We start from the raw sequence: 19,318 nt of genomic DNA, 5'->3' as shown, positions 1-19,318 counted from the left end.
CCCATAAACTCAGGAAGGATTCTTCGTGACCGACTCAGCCGCTTGGGTCAACCCCTTGCGCAATGCCAGCGACAAGCGATTGCCGCGAATCGCAGGACCCGCGGGCATGGTCATCTTCGGCGTTACCGGTGACCTAGCATATAAAAAGCTTCTGCCCGCAATCTACGACCTAGCGAGCCGAGGTCTCTTGCCCGCTGGTTTTACCCTGGTGGGTTATGGTCGCCGTGACTGGGACAAGGTCGCATTTTGTGACTACGTTCGGTCAGCTGTAGTGGCGGGCTCGCGCACCGAATTTAATGAAGATGTCTGGCAGCACCTGTCGCAGGGCATCGAATTTGTCCAAGGTTCCTTCGATGATGCCGGCTTCGATCGCCTCTCCGCCCGCTTGGGCGAGCTAGACCGAGAGCGAGGAACCGGCAGCAACTGGGCATATTACCTTTCCGTTCCACCGGAGTTTTTCTCCAATATCTGCCACCAGCTGGAGCGGGTGGGCATGGCCAACTCCGTTGCAGACTCATGGCGCCGCGTCATCATTGAAAAGCCTTTCGGCCATGACCAGGAATCTGCACGCAAGCTCAATGAGATTGTCAACGCTGTCTTTCCTGAGTCCGCGGTGTTCCGCATCGACCACTATCTGGGCAAAGAAACGGTACAAAATATCTTGGCTTTGCGCTTTGCAAATCAGATTTTTGAGCCTATGTGGAATGCCCACTATATCGATCACGTCCAAATCACCATGGCTGAAGACATCGGCCTAGGCGGTCGCGCTGGCTACTATGATGGCATCGGCGCAGCTCGAGACGTCATCCAAAACCATCTTTTGCAGCTCTTGGCCCTCGTCGCGATGGAAGAACCGTCGTCCTTCGAGCCGGAAGAATTGCGGGCTGAAAAGGTAAAGGTCTTGCGCGCTACCCATGCCGTTCACCCTCTGAATAAGACCACTGCTCGCGGCCAATATTCCGCGGGGTGGCAAGGCTCCGAGTTTGTCAAGGGGTTGCGCGAGGAAGAAGGCTTCGATCCGGAATCCACAACGGAGACCTACGCTGCCTGTACCTTGGAAGTCAACTCCCGCCGCTGGGGAGGAGTACCTTTCTACCTGCGGACGGGCAAGCGCTTGGGCCGCAGAGTGACCGAGATTGCGCTAGTTTTCAAGGCGGCTCCTAACCAGCCATTCGTCGATGGTCAAACCGATGCGCTGGGCAGAAACGCGGTCGTTATCCGCGTGCAGCCGGATGAGGGTGTCACCATGCGCTTTGGTTCCAAGGTGCCCGGCTCCACTATGGAGGTGCGCGACGTCAATATGGACTTTGCCTACGCTGAGGCCTTTACCGAGGAATCCCCGGAGGCCTATGAGCGATTGATCTTGGATGCCCTCTTGGACGAGTCTTCGCTATTCCCCACCAATGAAGAGGTAGAACTTTCCTGGTCGATTTTGGACCCCATCATCGACTACTGGGCCGAAGCAGGACAGCCCGAGGAGTACCGCGCTGGCACCTGGGGACCAGAATCCGCCGATAAAATACTGCGTCGCCGGGGTCACTCCTGGCGCCGCCCATAGGAGGGACGCAGACAATGATTATTCCATTGCCCAATACCACTACGCGTGAAATCTCCAAGAAGTTAGTAGAGGCGCAAGAACATTACACCCTGACTACCGGCCGAGTGCTCACTCTAATCGTGGCGGCCCGTGAGGATGATGACCTTGAAAGCATTCTCGCTTCCGTGCGCGATGCCTCCCACGAGCACCCGTCACGTGTGTTGGTCGTAGTAACGGGAGACCCGCAGGTCGAAACCCACCTTGATGCACAGCTACGCGTGGGCGGCGAAGCAGGTGCCTCCGAGATGGTCATCATGAAGTTGCACGGTGCTTTGGCAAACCAAGACGAAGCAGTAGTCACGCCGCTGCTACTACCTGATACCCCGCTGGTCGCTTGGTGGCCTACTCTGTGCCCACCGGACCCTGCCTCCAGCTCGGTGGGAAAGTTGGCGCAGCGCCGCATAACTAACGTTGCCTTTGACGGACGCGTGACCGGCGAAGATCTTCGCACCCTATCTGCCGGGTACACGCCGGGTGATTCCGATATGTCTTGGGCTGCCATCACCTTGTGGCGCGGTGTCGTTGCCTCCGCCTTGGACCGTCATCCCCACGAGCCGGTGAAGTCGGTAGAGGTAGCAGGTCCGGCCGGCCACCCAGCCCCGGATTTCGCCGCTGGATGGTTGCTCGACCGCCTGGCAGTTCCCGTACATCGCACAGTGGCCGACTCCGAGGAGGACCACTTCCCAGTGACTCATTTGCGGTTCAATCGGGGGACAACCCACGTAGACGTCGATGTCATTGACGAGCGCACGGTGCGTGTGTGTGTTCCGGGTTCGCCGGAATCCTTGGTGAGCCTCAATAAGCGCTCACAAGCTGAGGTGCTTTCTGAAGAACTGCGCCATTTGGATGCCGATAAAACCTATGCACAAGCGCTCCGTGCACTAGCCCAGGTAGACTACAGTAACCAGTAAACGGCTTTAATCTGAATCTTTGTAAAGGATAGCGATACATAATGGTAACTCTTCACCGCGTGAGCGATGTGGATGACCTTATCTCCCAGGCCGCACTGAAATTCGTGGATACCGTAGCGCGTATCCAAGCATCGGGTGGCGGCCTCCACGACGATGGTGTCGCGCGTGTTGTCCTCACTGGCGGCGGAGCCGGAATTGGCGTTCTCCACGAGTTGGCCCGTTTGGATTTCGCCGCACAGCAGCAAGGTGAAAATTTTCCTGCTCAGCGCATCGATTGGTCGCGTGTTCACGTTTTCTTCGGCGACGAACGCAATGTACCCGTTTCCGACGCAGATTCTAATGAGGGCCAGGCGCGCAATGCGTTGCTCAACCACGTAGATATCCCAAACCAAAATATTCACGGTTTTGATCTGGGCGCGGTGTCTATGGAAGCAGCGGCAAGCGCATACGAACCAGAGTTGAAGGAATTTGCCCCTCATGGTTTCGACCTACACCTACTAGGCATGGGTGAGGAGGGCCATATTAATTCCTTGTTCCCGCATTCCTCCGCTATTCGGGAGCAAGAAGAACTAGCTGTTCCCGTCCACGATTCCCCAAAGCCGCCCAGCGAGCGCATTACCCTCACCCTTCCGGCGGTCAATAAATCCGATCGCATTTGGCTCCTTGTGGCCGGCGAAGCCAAGTCGGAAGCGGCCAAGCACGTGGTAGAGGGCGCTGCGGCCGAGGAATGGCCGGCAGCCGGCGTACACGGTAGGAAGGAAACCGTTCTCTTCCTTGCCGATGACGCTGCTTCCGAGATATAAGCAGGCAATCCGCAGTGTGCGTTCGGGTACATTGCTTTTAGCGCCTGACGCCAATCGAAAAGCGCCGGCACCGCTTCCCCACTTTCAGATCCCCTAGGAAAATTAGTGGTAGGAAGCTAGTGCCGGCGCTTTCGCTATCCTGGCTTTTCGCTTAAGCGAAGGCTTGGATCAGGTTTAGGCCCACAATGCAGGCCAGCCAGATGATAACCATCACCACGGTGTAGCGATCCAAGTTCTTTTCCACGACGGTCGAGCCGGAAAGGTTCGACTGCACGCCACCGCCGAAGAGGCTGGACAGGCCGCCGCCTTTACCTTTGTGCAGCAGCACGAAGATGGACATCAAAATAGCTGCGATGACCAAGATGATTTCCAGTGCCAAGACCATGAGGATAATCCTTATTTCTAACATGCGCCTTGTGGTTGACTCTTGCCACCCACTAGCGCGGAATCGTACTTTTAGGCTTTGCGTCCAGCAAAGCAGTCACACCGGCCCACTGTACACGATGGCGCGGGCCGGAACCATTCCAACCCGCGCCGAACGCGAACCTGTGACAGGTGATATCTCCTGTTAGTTCAGGGCATTAGCTGCGTTGGCAGCCAACTTGGCAAACTCTTCGCCCACCAGGGAGGCGCCACCGATGAGGCCGCCGTCTACGTCTGGCTTGCTGACGATCTCCGCAACGGAATCAACCTTGACGGAACCGCCGTAGAGAATACGAATGCCTTCCGCTACCTCGTCACCGGCGAGCTCTTTCACGAGCTCGCGGATGGCGGCACAAACCTCTTGTGCGTCGTCTGCGGAGGCTACCTTGCCGGTACCAATGGCCCAGACCGGCTCATAAGCAATGACGGTCTTGGCAAGCTGCTCAGCGCTAAGGCCAGCCAAAGAATTACGGGTCTGGTTAACCACGTAGTCCACGTGAGTACCGGCCTCGCGAACGGCCAGTGGCTCGCCTACGCACACGATGGGGCTAATGTCATTATCCAAGGCTGCGGCGGCCTTTTCTGCGACGAGCTTATCGGTCTCGCCATGATACTGACGGCGCTCCGAGTGTCCCACGACTACCCAGCTGCAGCCGAGCTTGGCTAGCATTTGACCAGATACCTCGCCGGTGAAGGCGCCAGACTCATGCTTAGAGATGTCCTGCGCGCCGTAGGTGATCTGCAACTTGTCGCCTTCTACCAGCGTCTGGATGGTGCGAATATCGGTAAACGGGACCATATAGGCCACGTCGACCTTTTCGTAGTAGTCCTTAGGCAGGGAGAACGCAAACTTTTGAACGGAACCGATAGCCTCGACGTGGTCGAGGTTCATCTTCCAGTTACCTGCGATAAGTGGCGTACGTGCCATGATTTTTCCTCTCTTTTAGCAAGTGACTCAGCAGATTTTAGGCTTCAAGGACGGAGACGCCCGGAAGCTCCTTGCCCTCTAGGTACTCAAGGGAGGCGCCGCCACCGGTGGAGATGTGGCTAAAGCCATCCTCGTCCAGGCCGAGCATGCGCACGGAGGCCGCGGAATCGCCGCCACCGACAACCGAGAAGGAGCCGTTGTTTTCGGTGGCGTCGATAATAGCCTGCGCGACGCCCGCAGTACCCTTGGAGAAGGCCTCCATTTCGAAGACACCCATCGGACCGTTCCAGAAGACGGTCTTGGAAGAAGCAAGCACCTCTGCGAAGTGCTCCACAGACTTTGGCCCGATGTCTAGGGACATCCAGCCCTCTGGGATGCCGTCGAGCTCGACAACCTGGTGTTCCGCATCCGCTGCGAACTTGCTTGCGGCAATGAGATCCACAGGAAGGACCAGCTTGTCACCGAAGCGTTCGAGCAGCTCCTTGCAGTTATCAATCTGGTCTTCTTGCAGGAGGGACTCCTGGACGTTGTAGCCCTTGGCGGCCAGAAGGGTGTAGCACATGCCGCCACCGATAATGACCTTGTCTGCCTTATCTGCTAACGCCTCAATTACGCCGAGCTTATCCGAGACCTTGGCGCCGCCAAGTACTACTACGTATGGGTGCTCCGGCTTCTGGGCCACGGTGGAAAGGACGGAGAGTTCCTTTTCTACGAGCTTGCCTGCGTAAGCCGGCAGGCGCTTTGCGACGTCATACACAGATGCCTGGGCACGGTGGACAACGCCAAAGCCATCGGAGACGAAAGCGCCATTATCGGCTGCCAAAGCAACGAGCTCATCAGCAAATGCGCCGCGCTCCGCTTCATCCTTGGAGGTCTCGCGAGAGTCGAAGCGGACATTTTCCACCAACATGACATCGCCATCGTTGAGCCCGTTCGCACGCTCATGAGCGTCCTCGCCGGTGACATCGCCGGCCAAGGCAACGTACTGGCCAAGAGCCTCGGACAGAGCTTCAGCGACTGGGGCCAAGGAGTACTTAGCGTTTACCTCTCCCTTGGGGCGGCCAAGGTGCGCGGACAGAATGACCTTAGCGCCGCCTTCCACCAAAGCCTTGATGGTGGGAAGAGAAGCGTTAATGCGACCCGGGTCAGTAATGTTTCCTTCTTCATCAAGGGGAACATTGAAATCAGAACGAACAAGGACGTGACGAGATTCGACGCCTTCCTTGAGAAGATCATCCAGAGTCTGGAAAGCCATTATTTTCTCCTTCTTAAATTCGGATTGTTCACAAGGCTGTAGATATAAGAATACCGACCGCGACACAATGCCGTTTAGGCTTGCATCGGGGCCGGACTCTCATTATTAAAGCTCTATTAAAGCTCTAAGTTTAGAGCTTGTCTGCCACCAGGCAAGTCATACGTACAAGCTGGGAGGTGTATCCCCACTCATTGTCGTACCAGCCCAGAACCTTAACGAGGTTGCCGTTGGAGACCTTGGTCATGCCGGAGTCAAAAATGCAGCCGTGCGGGGAGGTTACGATATCGGTGGAAACCAGCGGGTCCTCGGTATAAGCGAGGGTGTCCTTGAGCTCGCCTTCAGCAGCTTCCTTCAGGGCGGCGTTAATCTCTTCAACGGTTACGTCGCGGGAAGCGGTAAACGTCAGGTCGGTAGCAGAGCCGGTGATAACTGGAACACGCATGGCGTAGCCATCCAGCTTGCCTTCCAGCTCAGGCAGTACCAGGGAGACAGCCTTAGCTGCGCCGGTGGAGGTAGGCACCATATTTACAGCAGCGGCGCGGGCGCGGCGCGGATCCTTGTGCGGTGCGTCTTGGATGCGCTGGTCGCCGGTGTAGGCGTGGACGGTGGTCATCAAGCCCTTTTCGATGCCGAACTTGTCATTGAGGACCTTTGCCATCGGCGCCAGGCAGTTGGTGGTGCAGGATGCTGCGGAAATAACATTGTGGTTTGCCGGATCGTAGGTGTCAGAGTTAACGCCATAGACGAAGGTTCCGTCTACTTCCTTGCCCGGAGCAGAGATGATGACCTTCTTGGCGCCAGCCTCGAGGTGAGCCTTGGCGTCATTGCCATTGGTGAAACGGCCGGTGGACTCGATCACGAGGTCTACGTCGTATTCGCCCCACTTGAGCTGCTTCGGGTCCTTCTCCGCGGTGACCACGATGCGGTGACCATTAACCGTAATGGATTCATCATCATGGGTAATCTCGCCATCGAAGCGGCCCAGTACGGAGTCGTACTTGAGCAGGTTAGCCAACGTACCGTTATCGGTCAGGTCGTTTACTGCAACAACTTCGAGGTTGTTGTCGCCCTGAGCGACTGCACGGAAAAAGTTGCGGCCGATACGGCCAAAGCCATTGATACCTACGCGGATAGTCACTGTATTTCTCCTCAAAGAGTCGAGTAAATGTGCGTATGGGTATGTGCGCGGGCCCTTCGATATATTCGGTGCTTGAGAAGCGCCCGAGCGTTTTCCCTTACAGTGCCGATACTACCGAGCGTTTTTTAACAGTGCAGTGCCCTAGCAGCCTTGAGAACTATCGGATGACAGATTATCCAAAAGAGCGTACACTTTGCCGATCCTTTTTATTTCTCCGCCATAAACCCGCTGGATACGCCCGAACGCGTGGGTTTATGTGGCCTTGACGCTGTTAACGTGAAATATATCACTGTATAGCTTCCAGGGTTACGCCCGCCTCTGTCCGGTCGGACATTTCCGAGCCTCAGTCCTGATGGCAATCAAGTCGACCGAATTGTTTTCGCCTCGACCATCACACGATATGCTTTCAATACTCACTGGCTCACATTCGCGTTTCAGTCCACTACATCTGTTCCAGCGCAATCGTTGGTCACCGTGAGAATGCTTCAGGTGCTCGTTATTCTTCAACGGGCAGGACCACCGTAGAACCCAAGGACGTCTCTTGTTCGAAATTAATACCTCTGCTGTGGGTGACAGCCTCGGGCTTACCGCCCTGGTGGCGATTCTCCCTCTCATCGCATTCTTTATCATGCTGCTCGGCGTCAAAGCGCGCGCACACACTTCTGGCGCCGTCGCCCTCGCAGTATCCCTTCTTATCGCCATCGTCGGCTTTTCTATGCCGGTAGATATGGCCTTGTCCTCCGCCGTGCGCGGCGGCCTTTTCGGACTACTTCCCATTGTCTGGGTAATCATTACCGCAATCTGGTTTTATGAAATCACCGTCGCTTCAGGACGCTTCGAGGACCTTCGTAAAACCTTCGACCTTCTAGGCGATGGCGATATTCGCATCCAAGCAATTCTTATCGCCTTTTGCTTTGGCGGCTTGCTAGAGGCCCTCGCCGGCTTCGGCGCACCCGTAGCCATTACCGCGACCATGATTATGGCACTCGGTGTAAAGCCCCTACGCGCAGCAATCGTAGTGCTCATTGCTAATACGGCCCCGGTTGCTTTCGGCGCGGTGGGCATCCCAGTGACCACCGCTGGCGAGGTCGCTGGACGCAGCGCTGAACAAACCCATGATATTGCCGCACTTATCTCTTTGCAGGTGCTCATCATCGCCGCCGTCGTGCCTTTCTTGATCGCCTTTATTTTGGACGGTGTCCGCGGCGTCAAGGAAACTGCGCCGGCAGCCGCAGTGATTGGCGTTTCCTTTGCCTTGGCACAGTGGCTGGCCGCAACGTTCTTTGCTTACCAGCTCACCAATGTTATCGCCTGCATCGTTTCCCTGGGCTGTGCCTTTGCCTTCCTCCGAGTGTGGAAGCCTAAGGGTGTTAAGGAGCTGCGCGAGCGCCTCGAGCTGCCCGCCGCTGAGTCGACCACTGACCTGAATGGTCGCCGCATTTGGATGGCGCTACTTCCCTACGCTGTAGTAACTATTGTTTTTGCTGTTGCTACTGCGGCCCCAGCCATCTTTGGTTTCCTCAAGCTCCACTTTGCTTGGCCTTTGCTGGATGACGCGATTATCGACGCCGACGGCAACCTTATGGACACTAGCTTCAGCTTCAATGTCTTTGGTAACCCAGGTACGCTCCTGCTGCTCTCGGGCATTATCGTTGCGGTTGTCTACCACTTCTTTAATGAAAATGGCCGCTACAGTCTCAGCTTCGGGCAGCCGGTCAGCGCTTTTGGGGACGTCGCCAGCCGCATGAAGTTCTCGGCCCTCACCATCATTCTGGTGCTGGCATTGGCTTATACGATGAACTACTCCGGCCAAACGATTGCTATTGGTGAGTTCGTCTCTTCTGCGGGCGGCATCTTCGCACTCTTCGCTCCGGTACTGGGCTGGATTGGTACAGCGGTCACCGGCTCCGATACCTCCGCCAATGCCCTCTTCGCCAACCTGCAGGTAGCAGCGGCCGAGCGTATCAGCGTGAACCCGGACCTCATGCTGGCCGCTAATACCGCAGGCGGCGTTGTGGGCAAGATGATCTCCCCGCAGTCCCTCGCTATTGCGGCCACCGCTGTAAAGATGGAAGGCAAGGAGTCTGTCATCCTGAAAAACGTAGTGGGCTACTCCGTGGTCTTCTTGGCCGTTGTGTGCATCATCGTGTTCTTGATGACCAACGCCCTCGGATTCCTCGTTCCCTAGGCATTTAATTCTCCGCGGCTAGCTGGTTTCCCCACCAGCTAGCTATCACAGAGGAAACTCCCCGCAGTAGCGGCTACCGCTTAGGTATCCGCGCTGCGGGGAGTTGTGTATGTGCCGGTGATTGCGGCGTTTAGGACTCTTTGAAGAGGTCGTCGGTGATCGCTTGGTTAGTATCGGGGATATCAAGCTCTTCCGCTCGCTTATCGGCCATAGATAGCAAGCGGCGAATACGCCCGGCTACCGCATCTTTAGTCATGGGAGGCTCAGCCAAGCGGCCCAATTCTTCCAGCGAGGCCTCACGGTGCTGCACGCGCAGGCGTCCTGCATCAGCAAGGTGCTCGGGAACGTCATCACCAAGGATCTCCATCGCTCGGTCAACGCGGGCCGCCGCGGTGACTGCAGCACGAGCCGAGCGACGGAGATTTGCATCATCGAAATTGTCCAAGCGCCGGGACGTATCGTGCGCCTCTCGCTTGACGCGCTTCTTTTCCCAGCTTAATCGCGTCTCCTGAGCGCCCATACGGGTCAACAGTGCCCCAATGGCATCGCCATCGCGGACGACGACGCGGTCTTCCCCGCGAGTTTCCTTGGTTTTGGCAGAAATGCCCAAGCGGCGGGCGCAACCCACTAGGGCCAATGCCGCCTCCTGGCACGGGCACGTAACTTCAAGCGCAGAAGAACGACCCGGCTCCGTGAGGCTGCCATGGGCTAGGAAGGCTCCGCGCCACGCTGCTTCGCTATCAGCGACGGTGCCGGAAATGACCTGCGGGGGCAAACCCACTACCGCGTGGCCGGAGCGGGTAATAAGGCCGAGACGGCGCGTAAGTTCCTTCGCCCCGGTGGAAATGCGCACCGTAACTCGGGATTTCTTCGTGGTTCCTGCTGGGCCCGCTACGTGACTATCAGCGGAAATCCCATAAAGCTCATCGAGTGCAGCGATCACGCGCCGCGCAATAGCGTGGCTTTCTAATTCCAACTCATAGGCCATGTTGTCGCCGGAAATATCTAGCTCGCCGGCGAATCGCAGCATCGCGGCTAGTTCGGCAGCGCGAGCGGACTGGCGTGGCACAACGACAGCCGTCAATTCTTCTTTGACCTGGTCGGTCAATGGTGTGGTCACCTAGTTCGCCCCATTTCTTTTCTCACAGTCACAAGATATACGCACAGGCCAGGGCCACTATGCAAGGCCCGGTGCGGTGAAAGGATTTCTGCCATCATACCGCGCGCGCTCAGGCACCGCGCAGTCGGCCGAACCCGAACGACGCGAGCGGATGGGACTTTGCCGAGATGTATCAGCTCCGGTTGGGATCGCCAGTGTTGCGATAGTCCGAATACAGGTCGAGGAGTGCCGCAGACAGCTTCTCCGGATCGTGTTTATTGATGCTCCGGCCATTGTCATCAACTTCGCTCACATCCGCGAACGTGGCACGGGCACCAAGGGACTGGGCGGCGCGCTGGATATACACGCGCTCACTATCAGTAGGCAAAGCCGCCCCGTCCACCAGAATGCGATCAATGCGCAAATCCGGGGCGTGCTGAGAAAGCACATGCAAATGGCGCTCTGCGGAAAAACCATGCGTTTCGCCCGGCTCGGCGGAAAGGTTTAAAACAACTACGCGCAGCGCATCAGACGCAGAAATGGCTTCCACGACCTCAGGCACGAGAGTATGTGGCAATACCGAACTAAACCAAGAACCCGGGCCAATAGTAATTAGGTCCGCGCGCTCAATGGCATCGAGGACATCCGGATTTGCTTTGGGGTTTTCCGGCACGATACGCACACGCCGGACTTGCCCCGGTGTGGAGGCAACCGCGACCTGCCCCCGGACTTGGCGCATGACACGGGGGTCGTCGTCAAGCCCGGCTACTTCCGCCTCAATCTCTAAGGCTTGGTTGACCACAGGGAATACCCGGCCCTGGGAATTAGTAAGCTCTGCGATGGTATCTAACGCGGCCTGGTAATCACCGAGCACCTCGGTCAACCCTGCAATCATTAGATTGCCCACCGCATGCCCCGCCATTGCACCGGTGCCTCTAAAACGGTGCTGCAAGGTACGCGCCCAGAGGTCACCCACCGGATCACTATTAGCCAACGCAGCTAGCGCCATGCGCAGATCTCCAGGCGGGATTATTTCTAGCTCGCGGCGCAATCGGCCGGAGGAGCCACCATCATCTGCAACAGTAACAATGGCGGAAATGTCGCCTGCTCCGCTCAATCGGGCGGACAAAAGAGTCTGATAAAGTCCATGGCCGCCTCCTAGGCAGACCATGTGTGAAGGATTGGTCATAAAAGCGTTAAAACTCCTGCGCTCTAGCCTCGAGCAATATCCCTGTGCAAGGTGCTGACGTCCAAAATGTCATTGTCCCGCAACCGTGCCGCAATAGCCTCTGCTACGGCAACGGAGCGGTGATGGCCACCCGTACAGCCCACGCCTAAAGTTATGAAATTCTTCCCTTCGTGCCGGTAACCATCCAGCATGGTGGAAAACATCCTTATGAAATTATCCACGAATTCCTGTGCCGCTGGCTGTGAGAGCACATACTGAGCAACCGGCTCATCCGTGCCACGGTATCTACGCAGCTCTGGTACCCAATAGGGATTGGGTAGGAAACGCACATCAACCACCAAGTCTGCATCGCGGGGTGAACCATTTTTAAAACCAAAGGATTCAACGGTCACATGCTGCTTTTCATTTTGCATCTCACCAAACGCCGCCTCAATAGCACGCCGGAGATCATGAATGGATAGGTTGGTGGTGTCAATAATGATGTCTGCATGAGCTCGCACGTCTGCTACTGCTTGACGCTCGCGTTGAATGCCTACCTTGAGGGTGTCGCCCTCCTGCAATGGGTGGGTGCGCCGTACTGAATCAAAACGACGAATGAGCACATCATCACGCGCATCCAAAAAGAGCACAGTGGGCTTCATATGCAATTCTGTGAGCTCTTCCATAATCTCTAGCAGAGACCCTGGAAACATGCGCGAGCGCACATCCGTTACGGCAGCAACCTTGCCCACCGGAGTTTCTTCCTGGTTGCACAGCTTAAGCAGATCCACAATGGCGCGAGGCGGAATATTATGGGCCACATAGTAGCCCTTATCCTCAAATACTTTGGCAGCGGAACTCAACCCGCCGCCGGACATGCCGGTTATCAAAATGGGTGGAGTTTCGAAATGCGTCATGCCCCTCAGTCTAGCGCTTTAAGATTCGCCGCTCCTAGGAGAATGCCCCTTATTTACCCGTAGAATCGTGCAAATTCTCGTACACGGTCTGGGCTAGCTTTGGCCCAAAGCCATCTACCTCACAGATCTCTTCCACCGTGGCGGCCTTGAGCTTTTTCACCGAGCCAAAATACTTCACCAGATCGGTGCGCCGCTGCGGACCTAGGCCCGGAACGGAGTCGAGTACTGAAGAGCGCATTCGCTTAGAGCGCTGTTGCCGATGATAAGTGATGGCAAAGCGGTGCGCTTCATCGCGAATTTGCTGCAGGAGAAAAAGAGCTTGCGAGTTTCGCGGCAAAATGACCGGCTCATCATCACCGGGAACCCAAATTTCCTCGAGGCGCTTGGCCAGGCCCACCAAGGTCACATCCACAATGCCCAACTCATCGAATACCTCTTGAGCTGCGGCAACCTGGGGTGCGCCGCCATCCACAATGAAAAGCTGCGGTGGATACGCAAAGCGTCGGCCTGCCTCGGCAGATTCTTCCGCCACTTTTTCTTCCGCGAAAGAAGACTCTTCTACTTCCTCATCCGGTTGGGCCAGCTTGTCTTCCTTATAACGCTTAAACCGACGGCGAGTGACTTCTGCGATAGATCCGACGTCATCAGAGCGGCCATCGCCCGCTGCCTCTTTAATGCGGTAGCGCCTATAGTCCGACTTTTTGGGCAAGCCATCTTCAAAAACCACCAAAGAAGCAACCACATCTGTGCCCTGAATATGGGAGATATCGGTACATTCGATGCGCAATGGGGCTTGCTCCATGCCCAAAGCCTCTTGAATATCTTGCAAAGCCGCCGACCGGGCGGTGAGGTCTCCCACCCGCTTGAGCTTGTGCTGGCGCAACTGCTCCTTGGCGTTTTTCTCCACCGTGGCCATGAGCTGTTTTTTATCGCCGCGCTGGGGAACGCGCAGGTCCACCTGGGCACCGCGCAGTTCCTCTAAGAGGGCGACGACCTGATCGGGTTCATCCGGCAGGGCCTGCACCAAAATTTGGCGTGGGATGACTTGGACACGGCGGGACTTCATGTGCGATTCCTGGTCCACCCCGCGCCGTTTTACGTCCGCAGCAAGCGCGGCGTCCTCGCGCGCCTCCTGCTTCTCGCGCTCCACTGCATCCGAATAAAACTGGATGAGGAAAGTTTGTACCAATGCCGGCAGCGCGGGATCAGGCTGGCCTTCTTCCAAGGGCTCAGAGCTAGCTTGGTCACCGGCGCGTTCTACTACCCACCCGCGCTGCCCGCGAATGCGTCCGTCACGCACATGGAAAATCTGTACCGCTGCTTCGAGTTCATCCGAGTTAAAAGCAATGAGATCGGCATCTGTACCGTCGGTGAAGACCACGGCCTGTTGCTCCATGAGCTTGTCAATAGCGCCCAAGTCATCGCGCAGGCGTGCGGCGCGTTCGAACTCTAGATTCTCGGCGGCCTGCTCCATGTCATGGGTGAGTTTGCGGCGGACTGCACCGGTGTTTCCATTCATGAATGAAACGAGTTCATTGACGGTATCCCGGTGTTCTTCCTTGCTTACCCGGCCGATGCAGGGCGCATCGCATTTGCCGATATAGCCCAATAGACACGGTCGCCCAAGGCGCTCGTGCCTGTTATAAACGCCCTTGGAACAGGTGCGCATGGGAAAGACGCGGGTGAGCAGGTCTAGGCTTTCACGCACGGCCCAAGCATGGGAATACGGGCCGAAGTAGCGCACGCCTTTGCGGCGAGGGCCGCGGTAGAAAAAGGCGCGAGGAACTGTTTCTCCGACCGAAACCGCGAGCATAGGATAGGTTTTATCGTCGCGGTACATGACGTTGAAGTGGGGATCAAAGCGCTTGATCCACGTGTACTCCAACTGCAAGGCTTCTACCTCGCTGGCCACTACCGTCCATTCCACGGAATTGGCCGTGAGCACCATTTGGCGTGTGCGCGGGTGCAGCTGAGTAATGTCCTGAAAATAGTTCGATAGTCTCGCGCGCAGATTCTTGGCTTTGCCCACGTAGATTACGCGGCGGTTTTCATCGCGGAACTTATAGACGCCCGGGTCAGTGGGAATGGTTCCCGGAGCCGGGCGGTAGGTAGTGGGGTCAGCCAATTGTTAATCCTGTGGCATGTACTTAGCTTCCACGTCGCGGAAGCGGCGAACGTTGTCGATGACGGTGTCTTTGTCACCAGACTGCAAAGCCCAGACGGGAACGAACTCGAACTCGGGAAGCTCAAGACGCGCCATACGTTGGCCCACGGGGAAGGACAGCCCATAGACCACCTGCCAGGGATAAAAGCGGGTACCCACAATATTGCGGACCTCTACCCCATCCTCATTGGCGCGCAGGCGCGGCCGGTTAAGGGCAACCCAAGACAAAATGGAAATAAGGAGGCCCACGCCGGGAAAGGCGAATTTATCAATGGTGGTGACATGCGCGCCGGTAAAAGACACATCCAAGGTGATTCCCATGAAGATATGGATAGCCATAACGAGGATCACCCAGCCGATTGCCACCTTACGCAAAAAGGGCGAGGTCGCCTTAAACTCCCACGGCTTAGACGTTGTCTGGGCAAAGGGATCGGCACTGGTATAGGCCAATACTTCGGCGTCGCTAAGCTGCCGGCTTCGCTGCGGATTCTTTGGGGCCTGCGCCTCGTTCATGTGCATACTCCTCTGGAACACCCCACAGTCCATCGTGGTGATCTAGCGTGGGGCGCTGACGCATTGCTAAAAGTTACTTCTCTGCTGCGTTTAGTCTACGCAACTGCAGGGCGGTATCTAAAGCCGCCATCATTGCCTCGGCGCCCTTGTTTTCTGCCGAGTCTGCAAAGCCGGCGCGATCAATGGCCTGCTGCTGGTCATTGACGGTAAGGACGCCGTTCGCTACCGGGGTGGATTCATCGAGCGCGATGCGGGTAAGCGCCTGGGTAACCGAGTCACAGACGTAGTCAAAATGCGGCGTTCCCCCACGGATAACGCAGCCCAATGCCACCACTGCATCGTATGCGCGGGCGGCCGCCTGGACAACAACGCCAAGTTCCAAGGCGCCAACTACGCGGTACTCGGCAACCTCGGCGCCATTTTCCGTAGCGGTCTCTACCGCTTGGGCGTGGAGCTGATCGCAGATCTCCGCGTTCCATGTCGCAGTCACCACGGCAACGCGCAGTCCACTGCCATCTACCTGGGCAATTTCGGGTAGGCCTTCTTTACTCATTTCTTTCCTTTCGCGTGATCTCCACAGAGCTACTAAAGATCTACTTATGCGCCTCATCCCACTGGGCAACCTGCGGAAGATCGTGGCCCATGCGGTCGCGCTTCGTACGCAGATATTCAATATTATCCGCATGCGCCGGGGTTGCTAGCGGGGTGTGATGACCTGCATCCACACCAAAACCGCTCAGGCCTTCGCCCTTATGTGGGTTATTAGTCAGCAGGTTCGCGGACTCTATGCCAAGATCACGCAGGATCTGGCCGGCTACGGAATACTCGCGTGCGTCTTCGGGCAGGCCCTGTTCTAGGTTGGCATCGACGGTGTCCATGCCAGAATCCTGCAGCCGGTATGCCTCCAACTTATGCAACAGACCAATGCCACGGCCTTCCTGACCGCGCAAGTAGATAACCACGCCGTTGCCTTCCTGACTGATACGGCGCATGGACTCATGTAGTTGCGGACCGCAATCGCAGCGCCGCGAGCCGAAGGCATCACCGGTCAGGCATTCCGAATGGACTCGCACCATGACCTCACGCGCGCCGCGCAGTTCGGCGGGATCGCCTGCCACCAACGCGACATGCTCCTGTCCATCTATTTCATGGCGATAGCCAATGGCGGTGAAATGACCATACTCGGTGGGAAGCTGGGTGCTTACCTGGCGAATGACCTGGTTCTCATTATGGCGGCGCCACTCGATGAGCTGTGCAATAGAGATCATGGACAGGCCGTGCTTATCTGCGAAGCGGCGCAGCTCTGGCGACCGTGCCATGTCCGTGGGGTCATCCTCAGAAACGATCTCACACAGCACACCGGCTGGGCGCAGGCCCGCCAATCGGGCAAGGTCAATGGAAGCCTCCGTATGGCCATCACGCTCTAGAACACCACCAGGGCGCGCGCACAACGGCACCACGTGACCCGGGCGGGTGAATTCGCCCGGCGTGGTATCAGGGTTTGCTAGCCGGCGAATAGTTGCTGCCCGCGAGGTCGCAGAAATACCGGTACTACCCGTAGCTGCGTCCACCGTCACCGTATAAGCGGTGCCGCGCACATCCTCGTTGACCGCCAACATCGGCGGTAGATTCAGGCGGTTACAATCTTCTGGCAACAATGGTGCGCAGATATATCCAGAAGAGTAGCGCACCATAAAGGCCACCAGTTCCGGGGTGGCTAGCTCAGCGGCGAAAATCAGGTCGCCTTCATTTTCGCGATCCTCGTCATCGATAACAACTACCGGCTTACCAGCGGCGATATCCGCTATGGCCTGCTCAATGGAATCAAGACGGATACAATTATCACTCGCGCTCATAAGGTAGCAGTCTAGTCCTTGCCCTCAGGGGTTAGCGCTTCGGGGTGAAGCATCTTTTCTACGTACTTGGCCAGCACATCCACCTCGAGGTTGACTTCTCCTCCAACTGGCAATGCACCGTGAATAGTGTCCCGCAAAGTGGTGGGGATAAGGGATACTTCGAACCAGTCCGGCCCCACGGCGCTAACAGTCAGCGAGGTGCCGCTAACGGCAATTGAGCCTTTTTCTACGACGTACCGGGCAAGCTCGGTGGGCAAGCTAAACCGGAGGATATCCCAGTTCTCGGAGGTAGTCCGGCTCTGCAGCGTCGCGGTGCCATCCACGTGTCCTTGCATGATGTGACCGCCTAGCCGGGTGGTAGGCAGCAATGCCGGTTCCACATTGACCGAATCGCCCTCAGCTAGGCGGCCCAAAGCTGTCCGGTCGAGGGACTCCTGCATCACATCTGCGCAAAATATATCTCCAGATAGATCCGCCACGGTGAGGCATACGCCATCGATAGCAATGGAATCCCCCAGTGCAGCCTCCGCGACGGTGCGCGGGGCGCGAATGCTCAAGCGCAAGGCGTCCGCGTGCGGTTCCATACCGGCTACGGTGCCCAACTCTTGTACTAGCCCAGTAAACACATCCAGCCTTTCTCGTTATCTGCTAATCCGAGCGCCTAGCGCACATATTCAATTAGAACGTCATCACCCAGCGCCTTCATTCCCACGCGCTGGAATCGGGTGGCCCCCGCCAGAGTCTGGGTCACGGGATGGGCGAGCACGCCACGGCCTTCCCCCAGCAACAGGGGCGCAATATAGGCAGAGATAGCATCGACCAAGTCGGCCTTGAGGAAGCTACTGGCGAGTCCGGCGCCGCCTTCTACAAGGACGTCGCGTGCCCCGCTGGCGTAGAGCTCGTATAACGCTTCCTCGATGCTGTCGTAGTGCTCATATCCCAACTCGCGTAGGTTGCTTGCCGCATCGCCTGCCGATTCCAAATCTCGCTTGCCAATTACCACCCGGCGTGGCTGGTGTTCCCGCAAACTGCCGTCGCTAAACCGCGCGGTAAGTGACGGGTTATCAGCAAGCGCAGTGCCGGTGCCGACGATGATGGCGTCGCGGTGAGCCCTATCTGCATGCACCCAATCGCGCGCCCCTTCGCCCGTAATCCACTGGCTTGACCCATCCGCTGCGGCAGTAAAGCCATCCAGCGTCTGGGCGAACTTTAAGGTTACGTGCGGCCTGCGTGCTTTCATGGCAAAGAGCCAAGGCACGAGCGCATCATCGGCGTGCGGGGGCTTTTCCAGCTTGGCGACGTCCACCCCAGCCTCCGCCAACACGCGCGCTCCACCGGCGGCCTGCGGAGTGGGGTCTGCATGAAGGTAGTACACGCGAGCCACGCCGGCATCGATAAACGCCTGTGCGCACGGACCCGTGCGACCGGTATGCGCACACGGCTCCAAGGTGACCACGGCAGTGGCTCCTCGCGCCCTATCGCCAGCCTCGCGCAACGCCATGACCTCGGCATGCGCGCCTCCCACGGGCTGCGTAGCACCGACGCCCACGATGTCACCGGCAGTGGACACGATGACCGCGCCCACCGGCGGGTTGGGGCTCGTGGTTCCACGCACCTCAGCTCCCGCGGCCATTGCCCGAGACAGCGCTGCGGAAAGGGTACTCTCCTCTAGCTCCGCGCCCACTAGGCACCAGCCGCCAATTCACGCAGCTGATGTACGATCCCGGCGGGATCTTCTGCCTTGAATACGGCCGAGCCAGCTACAAAAGCATCGCACCCAGCCGCGGCGGCTTGGGCGATGGTGTCTGGCGAAATTCCGCCATCAATCTCGATGACGGTGTCGAGCCCCTGCTCATCAATACTTTGGCGCAGCACCCGGACCTTTTCCAGCATCTCTGGCATGAATTTCTGCCCGCCAAAACCAGGCTCCACGGACATCACGAGCACCTCATCAAAGTGATGCAATTTATCCAGCCACGGTTCGATAGCCGTACCCGGCTTAATGGAAAAGGCAGCACGCACCCCTAGTTCTCGAATGCTCTGCGCCACATCCACCGCCGCCTGCTCATCGGCGACAGCCTCCACGTGGAAGATAATGGTATGCGCACCCGCCTTGGCATAGGTCTCCACCCATTGCTCGGGTTCCTCGATCATGAGGTGGACATCCAATGGTTTATTGGTAAGCCGATGGACCGTTGCCGTGATATCCGGGCCGAAGGACAGGTTGGGCACGAAGTGCCCGTCCATAATGTCCACATGGACCCAGTCTGCGGTTTCAATCGCCGCTAATTCCTCGCCCAAGCGAGAAAAATCAGCGGCCAAGATGGAAGGGGAAATAATCGGTGCGGACATGCCCAC

The 19,318-nt window shown here is 57.3% G+C and carries 18 protein-coding genes; 4 read left to right on the top strand and 14 right to left on the bottom strand.

The window, feature by feature from the left end; genetic code table 11:
* The first annotated feature begins 25 nt into the window (after positions 1-25).
* The 3 genes from zwf to pgl are packed head-to-tail and all read left to right on the top strand — an operon-like array spanning position 26 to position 3,311.
* Positions 26-1,558, top strand: a complete 1,533-nt coding sequence (gene zwf, locus RAE07_RS04340) for a glucose-6-phosphate dehydrogenase (RefSeq protein WP_023021501.1) — start codon at positions 26-28, stop codon at positions 1,556-1,558.
* Positions 1,559-1,572: 14 nt separating this feature from the next.
* Positions 1,573-2,508 carry a glucose-6-phosphate dehydrogenase assembly protein OpcA gene (locus tag RAE07_RS04335; RefSeq protein ID WP_317001405.1) on the top strand — a complete coding sequence of 312 codons (936 nt, stop codon included), beginning with the start codon at positions 1,573-1,575 and terminating at the stop codon, positions 2,506-2,508.
* 41 nt (positions 2,509-2,549) lie between these two features.
* Positions 2,550-3,311, top strand: a complete 762-nt coding sequence (gene pgl / locus RAE07_RS04330) for a 6-phosphogluconolactonase (protein ID WP_023021499.1) — start codon at positions 2,550-2,552, stop codon at positions 3,309-3,311.
* 151 nt (positions 3,312-3,462) lie between these two features.
* On the opposite strand, the gene secG is transcribed toward pgl, so the two are convergent.
* The 4 genes from secG to gap form a co-directional block, all read right to left on the bottom strand.
* Positions 3,463-3,696, bottom strand: coding sequence for a preprotein translocase subunit SecG (secG, locus tag RAE07_RS04325; RefSeq protein WP_005324856.1), 234 nt, complete (start codon positions 3,694-3,696; stop codon positions 3,463-3,465).
* 183 nt (positions 3,697-3,879) lie between these two features.
* Positions 3,880-4,662, bottom strand: coding sequence for a triose-phosphate isomerase (gene tpiA / locus RAE07_RS04320; RefSeq protein WP_023021498.1), 783 nt, complete (start codon positions 4,660-4,662; stop codon positions 3,880-3,882).
* A 37-nt stretch (positions 4,663-4,699) separates the two neighbouring features.
* Complete coding sequence (locus RAE07_RS04315; RefSeq protein ID WP_023021497.1) at positions 4,700-5,917, bottom strand: phosphoglycerate kinase; 1,218 nt, start codon at positions 5,915-5,917, stop codon at positions 4,700-4,702.
* Positions 5,918-6,047: 130 nt separating this feature from the next.
* Positions 6,048-7,055 carry a type I glyceraldehyde-3-phosphate dehydrogenase gene (gene gap, locus RAE07_RS04310; protein ID WP_200287485.1) on the bottom strand — a complete coding sequence of 336 codons (1,008 nt, stop codon included), beginning with the start codon at positions 7,053-7,055 and terminating at the stop codon, positions 6,048-6,050.
* 541 nt (positions 7,056-7,596) lie between these two features.
* Between gap and RAE07_RS04305 the strand changes: the two genes are divergently transcribed.
* Entirely contained in the window at positions 7,597-9,243 is a 1,647-nt protein-coding gene (locus RAE07_RS04305; RefSeq protein ID WP_200287483.1) for an L-lactate permease, read from the top strand.
* Between the two features lie 130 nt (positions 9,244-9,373).
* On the opposite strand, the gene whiA is transcribed toward RAE07_RS04305, so the two are convergent.
* The 10 genes from whiA to rpe all read right to left on the bottom strand — a co-directional run bounded on the left by whiA (position 9,374) and on the right by rpe (position 19,312).
* Positions 9,374-10,363 carry a DNA-binding protein WhiA gene (gene whiA / locus RAE07_RS04300; RefSeq protein ID WP_023021494.1) on the bottom strand — a complete coding sequence of 330 codons (990 nt, stop codon included), beginning with the start codon at positions 10,361-10,363 and terminating at the stop codon, positions 9,374-9,376.
* A 172-nt stretch (positions 10,364-10,535) separates the two neighbouring features.
* Entirely contained in the window at positions 10,536-11,531 is a 996-nt protein-coding gene (locus RAE07_RS04295; protein WP_200287481.1) for a gluconeogenesis factor YvcK family protein, read from the bottom strand.
* Positions 11,532-11,554: 23 nt separating this feature from the next.
* Positions 11,555-12,436, bottom strand: coding sequence for an RNase adapter RapZ (gene rapZ / locus RAE07_RS04290; protein ID WP_198010471.1), 882 nt, complete (start codon positions 12,434-12,436; stop codon positions 11,555-11,557).
* 40 nt (positions 12,437-12,476) lie between these two features.
* A complete protein-coding gene (gene uvrC, locus RAE07_RS04285) occupies positions 12,477-14,552 on the bottom strand; it encodes an excinuclease ABC subunit UvrC (RefSeq protein WP_317001404.1) in 2,076 nt (691 codons plus the stop codon).
* Positions 14,553-14,555: 3 nt separating this feature from the next.
* A complete protein-coding gene (locus RAE07_RS04280) occupies positions 14,556-15,104 on the bottom strand; it encodes a PH domain-containing protein (protein ID WP_023021490.1) in 549 nt (182 codons plus the stop codon).
* A 73-nt stretch (positions 15,105-15,177) separates the two neighbouring features.
* A complete protein-coding gene (gene ribH, locus RAE07_RS04275; protein WP_248098429.1) occupies positions 15,178-15,657 on the bottom strand; it encodes a 6,7-dimethyl-8-ribityllumazine synthase in 480 nt (159 codons plus the stop codon).
* A gap of 40 nt (positions 15,658-15,697) precedes the next feature.
* Positions 15,698-16,960 (bottom strand): bifunctional 3,4-dihydroxy-2-butanone-4-phosphate synthase/GTP cyclohydrolase II, encoded by a 1,263-nt coding sequence (locus RAE07_RS04270; RefSeq protein WP_023021488.1) that lies wholly within the window; start codon positions 16,958-16,960, stop codon positions 15,698-15,700.
* 11 nt (positions 16,961-16,971) lie between these two features.
* Positions 16,972-17,586, bottom strand: coding sequence for a riboflavin synthase (locus RAE07_RS04265; protein WP_239207663.1), 615 nt, complete (start codon positions 17,584-17,586; stop codon positions 16,972-16,974).
* 35 nt (positions 17,587-17,621) lie between these two features.
* On the bottom strand, positions 17,622-18,644 hold the full coding sequence (ribD, locus tag RAE07_RS04260) for a bifunctional diaminohydroxyphosphoribosylaminopyrimidine deaminase/5-amino-6-(5-phosphoribosylamino)uracil reductase RibD (protein WP_239207662.1): 1,023 nt from the start codon (positions 18,642-18,644) through the stop codon (positions 17,622-17,624).
* Positions 18,644-19,312 (bottom strand): ribulose-phosphate 3-epimerase, encoded by a 669-nt coding sequence (gene rpe, locus RAE07_RS04255; RefSeq protein ID WP_034655367.1) that lies wholly within the window; start codon positions 19,310-19,312, stop codon positions 18,644-18,646. Before rpe ends, ribD begins: the two co-directional genes overlap by 1 nt.
* Positions 19,313-19,318 lie beyond the last annotated feature (6 nt).

It is taken from the genome of Corynebacterium nasorum (assembly GCF_032821635.1).
GTDB lineage: Bacteria > Actinomycetota > Actinomycetes > Mycobacteriales > Mycobacteriaceae > Corynebacterium > Corynebacterium kefirresidentii.
Note: the sequence above shows the minus strand (reverse complement) of the source record. Positions and strands in the feature narration are given on the sequence as shown.